A 12,372-nucleotide genomic window follows, 5' to 3' on the forward strand; every position below is an offset into this window, starting at 1 on the left:
GCGACATGGAACTGCTGCACTCGGGCAAGGTGCGCGACGTCTACGCCGATGGTGACGACCTCATCCTGGTGGCCTCGGACCGCGTGAGCGTCTACGACGTCGTGCTGCCCACCCCCATCCCCGACAAGGGCAAGGTCCTCACCCAGCTCTCGCTGTGGTGGTTCGAGCAGCTGGCCGACGTGGTGCCCAACCACATCATCTCCGCGACGGACGTTCCGGAGGAGTGGGCCGGGCGCGCGGTGCGCTGCCAGAAGCTCACCATGCTCCCCGTGGAGTGGATCGCTCGCGGCTACCTCGCGGGCCTCGGGCTGAAGGAGTACGAGAAGCAGGGCACAGTCTCGGGCATCAAGCTCCCCGAGGGCCTGGTGGAGGCGTCCAAGCTCCCCGAACCGATCTTCACCCCCACGACCAAGGCGACCGAAGGCCACGACGAGTTCATCACCTTCGCCGACGTGGTCGAGGAGATCGGCCAGGAGACCGCTGACCGCCTGCGCACGGTGACCCTGGACGTGTACAAGCGTGGTGCGGAGATCGCGGCTGAGCGCGGCATCATCATCGCTGACACCAAGCTGGAGTTCGGCCGTGCGGCGGACGGTACGCTCGTGCTCGCAGATGAGGTTCTGACCTCGGACTCGTCGCGGTTCTGGCCTGCGGACGACTGGGAGCCGGGCAGGCCCCAACACGCGTTCGACAAGCAGTTCGTACGGGACTGGTCGAGCACGGTCACTGACTGGGACCGCACCCCGCCCGGCCCCGAGATCCCCGACGAGATCGTGGAAGCGACCCGGGCCAGGTACATCGAGGTCTACGAGCGGATCACCGGCAAGCGCTGGGAGGCGTGAGCATGTATCAGAGCTACGACCGCAACAAGCTCGTGCGGCAGGTGCGGGAACTCCTGGAGAGTGAGGGCCTTCAGCCGGTCGCGCAGGACGATCCGAAGCCCGAGCACGCCGCGATGCTGCTTCTGCGTTCCTTCGGAATCGATCCCGTCGTTGACCACGTGGAAGTCCTCAAGGGCGCGATGAACCGCACCTGGGAAGACGCTGACGAGCAACGGTCAACCAAGCACTAGCATCACAATTCGACGGAATATTAAGTGCCTGGGACATTTTCCCAGGCGCTTTTTATTGTACGCCCTTGAGTTGGCGGTCTACCCAGGTTGGGAACTTTCTGGTTGCGCTATATGCCATGGCCCCAGCGCCGTTGGCGGTGAGGGTGGCTGCGAAGAATTCGAACCTATTTGGATCTTCGAAGTCCGAAAAAAACATATCAAACACGAAACCTAGGGCAACCACATACATGATCAAAGCGACATAAAAAATGTAGTCGCGATCGACGGTATCGGCATCCGCAGCTTTATGTGCTTCTTGCCTGGCTTGCTTCCACAGTTCTGATGTGAAGTCTGCAAAATGGGCTTGGGCAAATTGTGCGGCGATGGTGTTGAGTCCCGAGGTGGACTTCATGACATCTTCGAGGTGCGTGCTGATTCCGAAGGGTCGAGGCTGTGTGTTCGCGAGTGCGGCGCCCAGGAAGATGCCGGAGCGATCCGTTCTGATCATTCCGAGGTTGCCCAGGGCGAAGCGCTGGGCCTGTGCGGCGATGGTGTTGAGTCCTGAAGTGGACTTCATGACACGGTTCAGAGTGGCCAATATTCCCCCAAATAGTTGGCAGGGCCAAGGATACACGATCGTGCGAACAAGGGTTCGACCTTAGATCCTCAACTAGTCAAGAAACATCCGCTTACGTGATCATGGGATATTGCGCAGTGGGATCCTTCGAGATTTCGCCGTCTTGGGTGGTCTCGTCTGAGGCCAAGCGGCCAATCCGCGTCCAAGCTCCGCTATGAGAAAGCAGATCCTTCTGTTTATGCAGGTCAAGGTGGGTTCTGCTGGGTTCAGTGTGGCCTACTGAAAAGCGGAAGGTCGGCGGTTCGACCCCGCCCCTAGCCACCTCTCGCAGACATGCGAAAACGCCCCGCCACCTGGGAAGACAGGCAGCGGGGCGCTTTGCTGTGTCGGTGGTCGTCGGTGGTCGTCGGTGGGCCGTGGCGGGTGCCGGTGGGTGCTCACCGCCTGTCGTAAGTCAGCAGGACCGTGCCGCTCTCCAGGGGGCGGGACTCTCTGAGTGTGAACAGCGTCGGCGAGAACTCGGCGCGAAACAGCGGGATTCCGGCGCCCAGGACGGTCGGGTAGAGCTTGATGACGAGCGAGTCGATCTCCGGGAGCAGGGCGCCAGCCAGACGGCCGCCGCCCGCCAGGTAGACGTCCCCTCCGTCCTTCGCCTCCTCGGCCTTGAGCCTGCGCACCCGTTCGACGACGTCGGCGGTGATGATCTCCACTGCGGGGTCCGGGCTCTCCCCGAGCTCTCCGACACCACGTACTGCCGCAGGTGGGCGTACGGGCTGGTGACGCCGATCTCCAGGGCGGGGGCGTAGGTCGCCCCGCCCATGACGGTGACCGCGAAGTTCGGGTTGGGGGCGTCCACGCCCAGCTGTGCGCGGACGTGGGTCGGCAGGGCGTCCGGGAACTCCCCGACGATCAGGTCGACGACGTCCTGGGTCACCGGGTAGAGGTCGATCTGGCCCTCGGGGCCCGCGATGTAGCCGTCGATGGACATGCCGACGTAGTAGACGAGTTTGCGCAAGCGCGTGCCCCTCCTCGTGCTCGGGATTCGCACCGAACCCGTTGGTCTCATGTGTAGTACTATGGTTAGAGTGGTTGAACTGTAGTACTACGTACAGAGTGGTGTCAACACCGAACGGAGGACTCTTCCATGCGGCAGAATCCCGAACGCCGGGCCGCCCTGCTCGACGCGGCCATCGAGGTGCTCGCCCGCGAGGGTGCGCGCGGCCTGACCTTCCGAGCCGTGGACCAGGAGGCGGCCGTTCCCGGCGGAACGGCCTCCAACTACTTCGCCAACCGCGACGACCTGCTCACCCAGGTCGGCCACCGGTTCTACGAGAGGTTGGAGGCCGGCGTCGACCTCGTCGCTGTCGCGGAGGGCGGTCCGCGCGACCGCGCCCGGGTCACCGAGCTCATGCACGAGGTTGTGGGCCGCGTCAGCGACTTCCGTTCCGGCTTCCTCGCCCAGATCGAGCTCCGTCTGGAGGCGACCCGCCGCCCCGAGCTGCGCCGTCTGCTCACCGAGCGGGTCCGGGCGGACCTCGACGCCAACACCGACTTCCACGTCCGCACCGGCTTCCCCGGCGACGACACCTCCGTCGTCCTGCTCTACCTGGCGTTGAACTGGCTGATCCTGGATCGGCTCACCCTTCCCGAGGTCATCTCCGAGGAGCGGGCCCGCGCCCTGGTCGACGCCGCGGTCGAGCGCTTCCTCCCCGAGACCCACGGTTCCTCCTGACGTTCGCCCGGCGCGGTGATGCAGGGGTTGACGCGCAACCCCCGGGCTGCCCGGGGTCGACGCCGGCGCGTCCCTCTCCGTGGCCGTGGCGATCAGCCTGTTCGGCGTGGCCGCGCCCGAGGGCCACGTCTGGTTCGCGATCGCGGAGGCGGCTGCGGTGGTCGTGTACGGCGTGTCCAGCCCGCTGCGGCGTCGGATGCGGCGGCTCTGGCCACGAGCGCCGTCTCCTGGGCCCTCCGTCCAGAGCGACGTTGGTGACGCGCAGGTGGCCCTGACCTGGATCACGGGTAGTCTGGCGCGCGCGGGTTGGCCGACGCTGAACCCGCTGTCGGCCTGCGCCGGGATCCTCGTGGACGTGCTGGACGGGCGGCTGCGTTCGCTCGAACTCGGCGGCGACCCGGCTGCTGCCCTGGGAGTGTCCGTGGAACGGTCCCGGCGGCGCTGGTCGGCGCAGTGACCATGCTCGCGTCCGACCTCCTCGCGCGGTACACGATCCCCGAGACCACTCTCCCCGTGGACGTGGTGACCGGTGTCGTGGGCGCGCCCTACCCTCTCTGGCTCCTCATGCGGACCGACCGGTCCGGGGCAGGTGGTTGACATGACTCTGGCCGACACCGGGCGGGCGGGAAGTTCCGTGCTCGCCTTCTCCTCGCTGGAGACCGAGGGGCTGACCCTCGGGTACGGGGAGGAGGCGGTCGTGCACGACCTCACGGTCAGCGTGCCGCCAGGCGTGGTCACCTCGATCGTCGGGGCGAACGGCTGCGGCAAGTCCACCCTCTTGCGTGGCCTGGCCAGGCTGCTCGCCCCGCGATCGGGGAAGGTACTGCTCAACGGCGCCGACATCCACGGGATCTCCACCCGCGACGTGGCCAGGATCATCGGGCTGCTGCCGCAGAACCCGGTCGCACCCGACGGGATCACGGTCGCCGACCTCGTGGGGCGCGGGCGCTACCCGCACCAGGGGTGGTTCCGGCGCTGGACGGCCGAGGACGACCGGGCGGTGCAGGAGGCCCTGACGGCCACCGACACGCTGGAACTGGCGGAGCGGTCGGTCGACGAGCTGTCGGGAGGACAGCGGCAGCGGGTGTGGATCGCGATGACCCTCGCCCAGCGCACCGACCTGCTGCTGCTCGACGAGCCGACGACGTTTCTCGACATCGCGCACCAGGTCGAGGTGCTGGACCTCCTGCTGGAGCTGAACCGCACCCAGGGCGCGACGGTCGTCATGGTCCTGCACGACCTCAACCTGGCCTCGCGCTACTCCGACCACCTGGTGGCGATGCGGGAGGGGCGGGTGTACGCCGCGGGGCGGCCCCGGGAGGTGGTCACCGAGGAACTCGTCCAGGACGTCTTCGGGCTGTCGGCGAAGGTGTACCCGGACCCGGTCACCGGCACGCCCAGCCTGTCCCCGCTCGTGCGCAACCCCGATCACCTGCCGAGCTGAGCGGAACCGATCCGTCGGTCGGACCGGGCCCGGTGTGACCCGGGCCGCGGCGCTCAGCCCGCCGCTCGGGTAGTGTCCGGCCACGTGAGCCACGCGACCGCCGCTGACGGCACCCGGATCTGGTACGACACCCTCGGCGAGGGCGAACCCCTCCTCCTCGTCCACGGCCAGTCCCTCGACCACACGATGTGGAACGGCGTCGCCGAGGAGCTGGCCCGCCACCACCGGGTCGTACGGATGGACCTGCGTGGCACCGGAGGCAGCGACACCCCCGTCGACGCCGCCTACACGATGGACCTCCTGGCGCGCGACGCCCTCGCCGTGCTGGACGACCTCGGCGTCGCGCGCGCCCACGTCTACGGCTTCTCCATGGGCGGCAAGGTCGCGCAGACGCTGGCGGCCACGGCTCCCGAACGGGTCGGCGCGCTCGTCCTCGGCTCGACCGCCCCGGGCGGCGAGCACGAGATCGAGCGACCGGCCGCGGCCTCGCTGGCCCTGCGCAAGGCCAACACCGAGGAGGGACGCGGGCTCATCGCGCACCTGTTCTACACACCCGCCTGGGCCGACGCGCACCCGGACCACGTCGCCACGATCGTGCCGCACAACTCCCTGCGCGCCCAACGTCGGCACTACGAGGCGAGTCTGCACCACGACGGGTGGGACCTCCTGCCCGCCATCGCCGCCGCGACCCTAGTCGTGCACGGCGAGGACGACGAGCTCACCCCGGTGGGCAACGCGGCACTGATCGCCGAACGCGTCCCCGATGCCCGGCTGACGGTCCTGCCCGGCGTCCGCCACGGCTACCTGCACGAGGCCGAGCCGAAGGCCACCCGGGAGGTCCTGGACTTTCTGGCGGAGCACCCGCTGCCCCGTTGACGGAGGACGCCCGGGCCGGCTCCCACCCGGCTCAGGCCGATCCCGGTCCGGCTCCGGCCGACGGCCACTGGTCGGAGCGCAGCCTGTCGAGTTGGCGTCGGTCGCGTTTGGTCGGACGGCCCGCGCCCCGGTCGCGCCGGATGACGGGCGCCGTCGCCTGGGGCGCGGGAGCGGGCGTCCGGTCGAGGTAGCACCGCGTCGCGACGGGCGCGCCGACCCGCTTGGCGATGACGTGACTCACGTCGACGAGCCGCGTCGTTCCGTGCAGTCGGACGCGCACCTCGTCCCCGGCTCGCACCGTGGTGGCCGCCTTCGCGGGGCGTCCGTTGACGCGCACGTGTCCGGCGCGGCAGGCCTGGGCGGCGTCGGACCTGGTCTTGGTGAGGCGGACGGCCCAGAGCCAGCGGTCCACCCGGGTCGACTCCGGTCCGGGCGGCAGGGGGGCCGACGGTTCGCTCACGCCGTCTCCTCTCGGTCTCGTGGGGCGTCGTCCACCACTCTAGGCGGGGCCGGTACGAAGTACTCCAAAGTCGCGCTAGAGTTGTTCCTGCAACGAGGTCCTGTGGAGCAGTTAGGAGTGCTCGCCACCCTGTCAAGGTGGAGGCCGCGGGTTCAAATCCCGTCAGGACCGCAGTCGGAGCCCGGCACCGCGAGGTGCCGGGCTCCTGTCGTTGTGGGGTGGAACCCGGCTGACGGGGAAGATCCCCTCGGGGGCGACGGCATCGGGCACGGGAGGATGACGGAACCTTGGGCTACCGGTACGCCGTCGAACGGGCGGACCACTCGGCGCTGGCGAGCGGCCAGGTGCTGCGCTCGGCGCCCGGTTACCCGGGCTTCCCGGTGCGGCTGGCCAGCGAACTCTTCCAACGGGGGCTGGCGCACGTGCACGACAGCCCGGTACGCCTGTGGGACCCCTGCTGTGGCGGTGGCTACCTGCTGACGGTGCTGGGCCTGCTGCACCGCGATCGCGTCTCCCACGTTCGGGCGTCGGACGTGGACGCGGACGCGGTCGACCTGGCCGCGCGCAACCTGGAGCTGCTCACCGCGTCGGGCCTCGCCACACGGGAGGCCGAGTTGCGCCGTTCGGCCAGGGACTTCGGCCGTGTGGCGTTCGTGGAGCGGGCGGAGGCCGCCGCGAACCTCGCCGCCGGGCTGGCCGCGATGGGCGGGGACCTTCCGCACGACGCGGCGGTGGCCGACGTGTTCGCCCTGGGCGAGCCGGTCGGCGCCGATCTGGTCGTGACGGACGTGCCCTACGGCGAGATGACGCGGTGGTCCGGGGGCGTGCCGGGAGAGGATCCGGTGGGCGCTCTGCTGGCCTCACTGGGCCGTGTCCTGCCCGAGCGGGCGGTGGTGGTCGTGGCGGCGCGCACCCGTCGGATCGCGCTCCCCGAGGGTGTGCGTGCCCTGGAACGCGTGCGGGTCGGCAACCGTTCGGCGGTCCTCGTGCGGGCTCGCGACGTGGCGCCGTAGCCTTCGGTCGCTGCGCGGCCCCGGGGCCGCGCAGCGCGGCCAGGCGCGTGGTCAACCGCGCGCACGCGCGGTGCGCGCGGCGTAGACGGCCACCGCGAGCGCGGTGATCGCGAGGAGGACGAACCCCAGCGTGTACTCGCCCGTCGCCCGTTGGATCCCGGTCAGCAGCACCGGCGGCAGGAACCCGCCCAGCGCGCCGCCCGCCCCCGCCATGCCGCTCACGGTTCCCACCTGTCGCGGATCCACCGCCTCGGCCACCAGTGCCATCACACCGCCGGTACCCAGCCCCAGCGAGGCCGCGACCAGGGTGAACGCAACGCCGGACAGGAACCCCGCGGGCGGGTGCAGCGCCAGTGCGACGGCGAACACGCCCGTCCCCACGAACGACGCCACACAGACCCGGGCCGCGCCGATCCGGTCCGAGAGCAGGCCGCCGCACGCCCGCGCCAGCATCGCCACGACCGCGAACCCTGTCGTGCGCAGCGCGGCCTCGGCCACGGTGTACGCGTGGTCCGCGGTGAGCAGCGTCGGCAACGCGGTGGTGAAGGCGACCACGCCGCCGAAGGCCACCGCGTACAGCAGTGCCGCCCGCCACGCCACGGCCAGTTCGAACGCGTCGCGCACCCGGATCCGCGAGGCGTCGAGCGGAAACCGCCATTCGGGCGCGTCGCGGCCGAACACCCACGTCACGACGCCCATCGCGACCAGGGCGGCGCACAGCAGCAGGTGGGCTCCGGCGGCCCCGACCGCCGTCACCAGGCGCGGCGTGAGGAACGTGGACAGGCCCATGCCGACCATGCCCGCGCCGAACACCCCCGTGGCGAACCCGCGCCGCCCCGACGGGAACCAGGAGGCGACGAACGGGAGCCCCGCGGCGAACGAGGCGCCCGCCACCCCCAGCAGCAGCGTCCACAGCACGAGCAGCCCGTAGGAGGTCGACGCCACCCCGAGCAGGAGCGTCGGGACGGCGGTCGCCAGACACACGGCCGCGAGCGTCACCCGACCGCCGAAGCGGTCGGCCAGCAAGCCGACCGCCACGAGTGCGCCCGCGCCCGAAAGGGTGGGCAGGGACACCAGGACGGTGGTCTGGGCGTTCGTGAGACCGAGGGCGTCGGCGTAGGAGCGCGACAGCGGCCCGACGAGGTTCCACGCCCAGAGCGTCAGGGCGAACGCCGCGGTGGCCAGGGCGAGGTTACCGCCCGCGGTTCCGTTCCGTGTCGCGTGTCCCGCGACATGCGTGCGCATGTGGAGAACTCCCCCTCGTCGTCGATTCGCGGCGATTGTCGCCGAAATCGGAGTGGGATACGTGACATCCGTGCCGGAGCAGGCATATTCATTAACGGAATGTGGCGGGTGCTGGGCCGGATCCCGCAGGGCCAGGAAAAGGCAAACGGAGTGTTGTGGCGATGGCGGCACGAGGTCAAGGCGGAATTCCCCAGGGCGAGGTCGCGGGCGGGGACGAGCACCGGGCGGTCACGGACCCGGCGATGGACGATGCGGGTGGCGGGACTGTTCAGGGCGGTGGTGCGCGGTGGCAGGGGCGGCGCTCGCGCGGCCGTCCCTACCGTCCCGCACACGGCGTGAACTCCAGCGGTCCTTGTTCGCGCGAGGTGGGAGTCGAGGACGGATTCGTCATCCACGAAACGCGCGCGGCCGATTTTCCGTCGATCGTCCCGGGCCACCCGGAACTCGGGTCGCGCGGTTGTCCGCGCGGCGCGCCGTACACGCGCGACATCTATTTCCGCGTGCGCGGTGACCGCGGGGGGCGCCCGATCGCCCCGCGTCCACGGAGCGGCGACGACGAGCAGACGCGCGTGTCCGCGGGCGCGAACGACGGCGAGGGGGACGAGGGAGCCAGCGGTCCAGGGTGCGGCTCGCGCTGATCCGTCCCGCCCGGGCCCGACCCGCACCCGTCTCGCACGCACTGCCCAGGAGACCCGGCATGACGGAGCTGTTCCCGCCCTTCCCGCTCGCGGACTGGTACGACACCAAGCAGACGCTGCACCGTTTCGAGCAGATCGTCGGCAAGACGCGCCTGCGCCACAGCCCGCGCCGCAACCACTGGTGGCACGTGCCCTTCCATCTGACGGGGACCGGGATCACCACGCGCCCGATGGGCGTGGTGGACGGGAACCCGGTGTTCAGCGTCGACTTCGACTTCGTCCGCCACCAGCTGGTCGCGTCGAACATCGACGGCGCGCGGGTGTCCTTCCCGCTCCAGGGCAACAGCGTCGCCTCGTTCTACCTGCGGTTCCAGTCCGCGCTGGACAGCCTCGGCGTGGACGGGAGTATCCCGGAGGCGCACCCGTTCGACCTGCCCGACGCCGACCGCCCGTTCGCGGACGACCACGAGCACGCCGCCTACGACCCGGCGCACGCCACGCGGTACTGGCAGATCCTCAGCCAGGTCAACCTGATCCTGGAGGAGTTCTCGGCCGGGTTCTCCGGTAAGACCAGCCCCGTGCACCACTTCTGGCACACGTTCGACCTCGCGGTCACCCGCTTCTCACCGCATCCGGTCCCGCAGCCACGGGAGGCGGGACCGCTGATCCGCGAGGCGTATTCGCGGGAGGCGGTGAGTTTCGGGTTCTGGTTCGGCGACGACGCCGTCCCCGAACCGTGCTTCTACTCCTACACCGTGCCCGAACCCCGGGGCCTGACCGAACGACGCCTCTGGCCCGCCTCCGCCGAGTGGGTGGAGAGCGGCCGGGGGCACCTCGCGCTGCTGCGGTACGCCGACGCGCGCACGGCGCCCGATCCCCGTGCCACGGTCCTGGAGTTCCTGGAGAGCGCCTACCGGGCGGGGGCGGAGCTGGCCGGATGGGACCTCGACGCGTTGGCCTGCCCCGGCGGGATCACCGATCCGCACCTCGACCAGTCCTGATTCCGCGGCGGGAATCCCCGGGGAACCCGCTTCCGGGGTGTGCGCCGGGTGTCCGGTCTCCGGGCACCCGGCGCACGGTTGGTCGGAAAAGGGTCATGTAGGGAACTTCCAGGGGTAAAATCCCGTTCCTTTGTGTGCGCGGATTTTCTGGGGGAATGGGCTCCGGAACGTGGTGGTTCGCGACGCGCACGCAGCGCCCGCGAAGGGCGCCCGGAGCGGGGGAGTGGCATGGATCTGACCGTCGTCGACGCACCGGAGCGGTCGAGGTACGAGGCGAGCGCCGACGGGCGGGTGGTGGGCTTCTCCGCCTACCACCTGATCGAGGAGGGCGTGCTCGCACTTCCCCACGTGGAGGTGGAGTCAGCGTTCGAGGGCCGGGGGGTGGCCAGCGCGCTCGTGCGCGAGTCGCTCGACGACATCCGCGCCCGCGACCTGAAGGTCGTGCCGATCTGCCCGTTCGTCCGGGCGTTCCTGAAGCGTCACCCCGCCTACGGGGACCTGGTCCACGGAGGGTGAGGGCCGGGACCCGGGCGACGGGTCCGGGTTCCTCCCGCGTGCACCGAGAAACACTTCTGTGTCGGATCCGTCACCTTCCGGCGAAGGTGTGGAGCGATGAGTGAATCGCCCAGAGCGCAGGGTATACGGCAACGACCCGTACCCCTGAGCGAAGGAGCTCCCCCGTCGTGTTAGTCGCAGACGCAGCCCCCACTCTCAACGAGCGCGTGACCGGTGCCATCGGGGACTTCAACAACGACATCCTGTGGGCCTGGGGGGTGATCCCCCTCCTCGTCGTCGTCAGCCTGTACTTCACCTTCGGCTCCGGCCTGGTCCAGATCCGGATGCTGCCCGAGATGTTCCGGGCTGCGGGGGACGCCGGAGCGGGCGCAGACGGGAAGAAGGCGGTGTCGTCGCTCCAGGCGTTCATGATCTCGGCAGCCGGCCGCGTCGGCACCGGAAACATCGTCGGCGTGTCGGTCGCCATCGCGCTCGGGGGGCCGGGCGCGGTGTTCTGGATGTGGACGATGGCGACGGTCGTCGGCGCGGCCAGCTTCGTGGAGGCGACGCTCGCCCAGCTGTACAAGGTGCGCGACCGCTCCGGATACCGCGGCGGCCCCGCGTACTACATGGAACGGGCGCTGGGTCAGCGGTGGCTGGGGGCGTTGTTCGCGGTCGTCCTCATCCTGACCTTCCCGATGGTGTTCAACGCCGTGCAGAGCAACACCATCGCCGGTGCGATCGCCAACTCCTCCGAGACCCTGGGTCTCGGCTCGGGCGTGTGGCTGTCGGCCGCAGTCGGCGTCGTGCTCGTCGTGGTCACGGGCCTGGTGATCTTCGGCGGCGTCCGCCGGATCGCGCACACGGCCCAGGCGCTCATCCCGTCCTTCGCCGCACTGTACGTCGTCCTCGGCCTGGTCATCATGGCGATGAACTGGCAGGTGCTGCCCAGCGTGCTCGCGCTGATCTTCGAGCACGCGTTCGGTCTGCGGGAGTTCGGCGCCGCGACCCTCGGCACGGTGATCATCCAGGGCGTGCGCAGGGGCATGTTCTCCAACGAGGCCGGTCTGGGGTCGGCGCCGGTGGCGGCGGCCAGCGCCTCGGTGACGCACCCGGTCAAGCAGGGCCTCGTGCAGACGCTCGGCGTGTACTTCGACACCCTGCTGCTGTGCACGGTGACCGCCTTCATCATCCTCCTCGCCTCCGAGGGGTCGTTCGACAGCGGTCTGGAGGGCGATCTGGCTCAGCAGGCGGTCATGACGTCGCTCGGGCCGTGGGCGCTGCACCTGATGACCGCGATCATCCTGTTGGTCGCGTTCACGTCGGTGCTCGGCAACTACTACTACGGCGAGTCGAACGTCGAGTACCTCACCCGGAGCAGCGGTGCGCTGGTCGGGTACAAGGCTGTGTTCCTGCTGGCGACCTTCCTGGGGGCGCTGGGCTCGATCGACCTGGTCTGGACGCTGGCCGACACCACGATGGGCGCGATGGCGCTGATCAACCTGCTGGCGATCACGCCCCTCGCGGCGGTCGCGTTCCGGCTGCTCAAGGACTACAACCAGCAGCGGAGGCAGGGCCGGGACCCGGTGTTCACGCGGGACCGGATGCCGGACCTGCGGGGGATCGAGTGCTGGGAGTCGGAGGAGGAGGTCACCTCCGGGTCCGGGGCGCGGTGACCCCCGGGGCGGTGCGCTGGCCGACGGCCGGAGCACCGCCTCCGCGCGTGCACGGGCGAGGCACGTTCTTCACTGTGAACGCGAAGATTCCGTAGTTTCCGGACAACTGTGTGCTTTCGGTCACGGAGATGAGGCGCTAGTGTGCAGCATCACAGTTGTGGCGG

Annotated in this window: 15 protein-coding genes and 1 tRNA gene; 12 read left to right on the top strand and 4 right to left on the bottom strand. The window is 69.8% G+C overall.

All coding sequences use genetic code 11. The features are described 5' to 3' along the window. Positions 1–5: 5 nt before the first annotated feature. Both BJF83_RS05465 and BJF83_RS05470 read left to right on the top strand, forming a co-directional pair. Positions 6–842 (top strand): phosphoribosylaminoimidazolesuccinocarboxamide synthase, encoded by an 837-nt coding sequence (locus BJF83_RS05465; protein WP_075925430.1) that lies wholly within the window; start codon positions 6–8, stop codon positions 840–842. Positions 843–844: 2 nt separating this feature from the next. After that, positions 845–1,072 (top strand): hypothetical protein, encoded by a 228-nt coding sequence (locus BJF83_RS05470; RefSeq protein WP_075925431.1) that lies wholly within the window; start codon positions 845–847, stop codon positions 1,070–1,072. 52 nt (positions 1,073–1,124) lie between these two features. Here the strand turns inward: BJF83_RS05470 and BJF83_RS26550 are convergent, their stop codons facing one another. Together BJF83_RS26550 and BJF83_RS05475 are read right to left on the bottom strand one after the other, a co-directional pair. Further along, positions 1,125–1,628: a hypothetical protein gene (locus BJF83_RS26550; RefSeq protein ID WP_143831797.1), complete on the bottom strand. Its 504-nt coding sequence runs from the start codon at positions 1,626–1,628 to the stop codon at positions 1,125–1,127. Between the two features lie 454 nt (positions 1,629–2,082). Beyond that, entirely contained in the window at positions 2,083–2,643 is a 561-nt protein-coding gene (locus BJF83_RS05475) for a hypothetical protein (protein WP_316042211.1), read from the bottom strand. Between the two features lie 129 nt (positions 2,644–2,772). Between BJF83_RS05475 and BJF83_RS05480 the strand changes: the two genes are divergently transcribed. The 5 genes from BJF83_RS05480 to BJF83_RS05500 all read left to right on the top strand — a co-directional run bounded on the left by BJF83_RS05480 (position 2,773) and on the right by BJF83_RS05500 (position 5,680). After that, complete coding sequence (locus BJF83_RS05480) at positions 2,773–3,360, top strand: TetR/AcrR family transcriptional regulator (RefSeq protein ID WP_075925432.1); 588 nt, start codon at positions 2,773–2,775, stop codon at positions 3,358–3,360. 85 nt (positions 3,361–3,445) lie between these two features. Continuing rightward, a complete protein-coding gene (locus BJF83_RS05485) occupies positions 3,446–3,817 on the top strand; it encodes a hypothetical protein (RefSeq protein ID WP_158070336.1) in 372 nt (123 codons plus the stop codon). Between the two features lie 2 nt (positions 3,818–3,819). After that, the gene (locus tag BJF83_RS05490; RefSeq protein ID WP_083678424.1) at positions 3,820–3,957 is read left to right on the top strand and encodes an iron chelate uptake ABC transporter family permease subunit; all 138 of its coding nucleotides are present in this window, start codon (positions 3,820–3,822) and stop codon (positions 3,955–3,957) included. A gap of 1 nt (position 3,958) precedes the next feature. Next, complete coding sequence (locus tag BJF83_RS05495; RefSeq protein WP_075925434.1) at positions 3,959–4,804, top strand: ABC transporter ATP-binding protein; 846 nt, start codon at positions 3,959–3,961, stop codon at positions 4,802–4,804. A gap of 84 nt (positions 4,805–4,888) precedes the next feature. Further along, on the top strand, positions 4,889–5,680 hold the full coding sequence (locus tag BJF83_RS05500; protein ID WP_075925468.1) for an alpha/beta fold hydrolase: 792 nt from the start codon (positions 4,889–4,891) through the stop codon (positions 5,678–5,680). Between the two features lie 31 nt (positions 5,681–5,711). Here the strand turns inward: BJF83_RS05500 and BJF83_RS05505 are convergent, their stop codons facing one another. Next, positions 5,712–6,140: an RNA-binding S4 domain-containing protein gene (locus BJF83_RS05505; RefSeq protein ID WP_075925435.1), complete on the bottom strand. Its 429-nt coding sequence runs from the start codon at positions 6,138–6,140 to the stop codon at positions 5,712–5,714. A gap of 96 nt (positions 6,141–6,236) precedes the next feature. Here BJF83_RS05505 and BJF83_RS05510 point away from each other — a divergent pair. Together BJF83_RS05510 and BJF83_RS05515 are read left to right on the top strand one after the other, a co-directional pair. Then, positions 6,237–6,311 (top strand) — tRNA-Asp (locus BJF83_RS05510). Between the two features lie 116 nt (positions 6,312–6,427). After that, positions 6,428–7,153 (top strand): rRNA methyltransferase, encoded by a 726-nt coding sequence (locus BJF83_RS05515; protein WP_075925436.1) that lies wholly within the window; start codon positions 6,428–6,430, stop codon positions 7,151–7,153. A gap of 51 nt (positions 7,154–7,204) precedes the next feature. Here BJF83_RS05515 and BJF83_RS05520 read toward each other — a convergent pair whose 3' ends face one another. Continuing rightward, positions 7,205–8,398 carry a nitrate/nitrite transporter gene (locus BJF83_RS05520; protein ID WP_075925437.1) on the bottom strand — a complete coding sequence of 398 codons (1,194 nt, stop codon included), beginning with the start codon at positions 8,396–8,398 and terminating at the stop codon, positions 7,205–7,207. A 697-nt stretch (positions 8,399–9,095) separates the two neighbouring features. Here BJF83_RS05520 and BJF83_RS05530 point away from each other — a divergent pair. The 3 genes from BJF83_RS05530 to BJF83_RS05540 all read left to right on the top strand — a co-directional run bounded on the left by BJF83_RS05530 (position 9,096) and on the right by BJF83_RS05540 (position 12,208). After that, entirely contained in the window at positions 9,096–10,037 is a 942-nt protein-coding gene (locus tag BJF83_RS05530; RefSeq protein WP_075925469.1) for a DUF5996 family protein, read from the top strand. A gap of 228 nt (positions 10,038–10,265) precedes the next feature. After that, positions 10,266–10,553 (top strand): GNAT family N-acetyltransferase, encoded by a 288-nt coding sequence (locus tag BJF83_RS05535; RefSeq protein WP_075925439.1) that lies wholly within the window; start codon positions 10,266–10,268, stop codon positions 10,551–10,553. Between the two features lie 167 nt (positions 10,554–10,720). Continuing rightward, positions 10,721–12,208: a sodium:alanine symporter family protein gene (locus BJF83_RS05540; RefSeq protein WP_075925440.1), complete on the top strand. Its 1,488-nt coding sequence runs from the start codon at positions 10,721–10,723 to the stop codon at positions 12,206–12,208. Positions 12,209–12,372 lie beyond the last annotated feature (164 nt).

The sequence above is a fragment of the Nocardiopsis sp. CNR-923 genome (assembly GCF_001942255.1).
Lineage (GTDB): Bacteria > Actinomycetota > Actinomycetes > Streptosporangiales > Streptosporangiaceae > Nocardiopsis.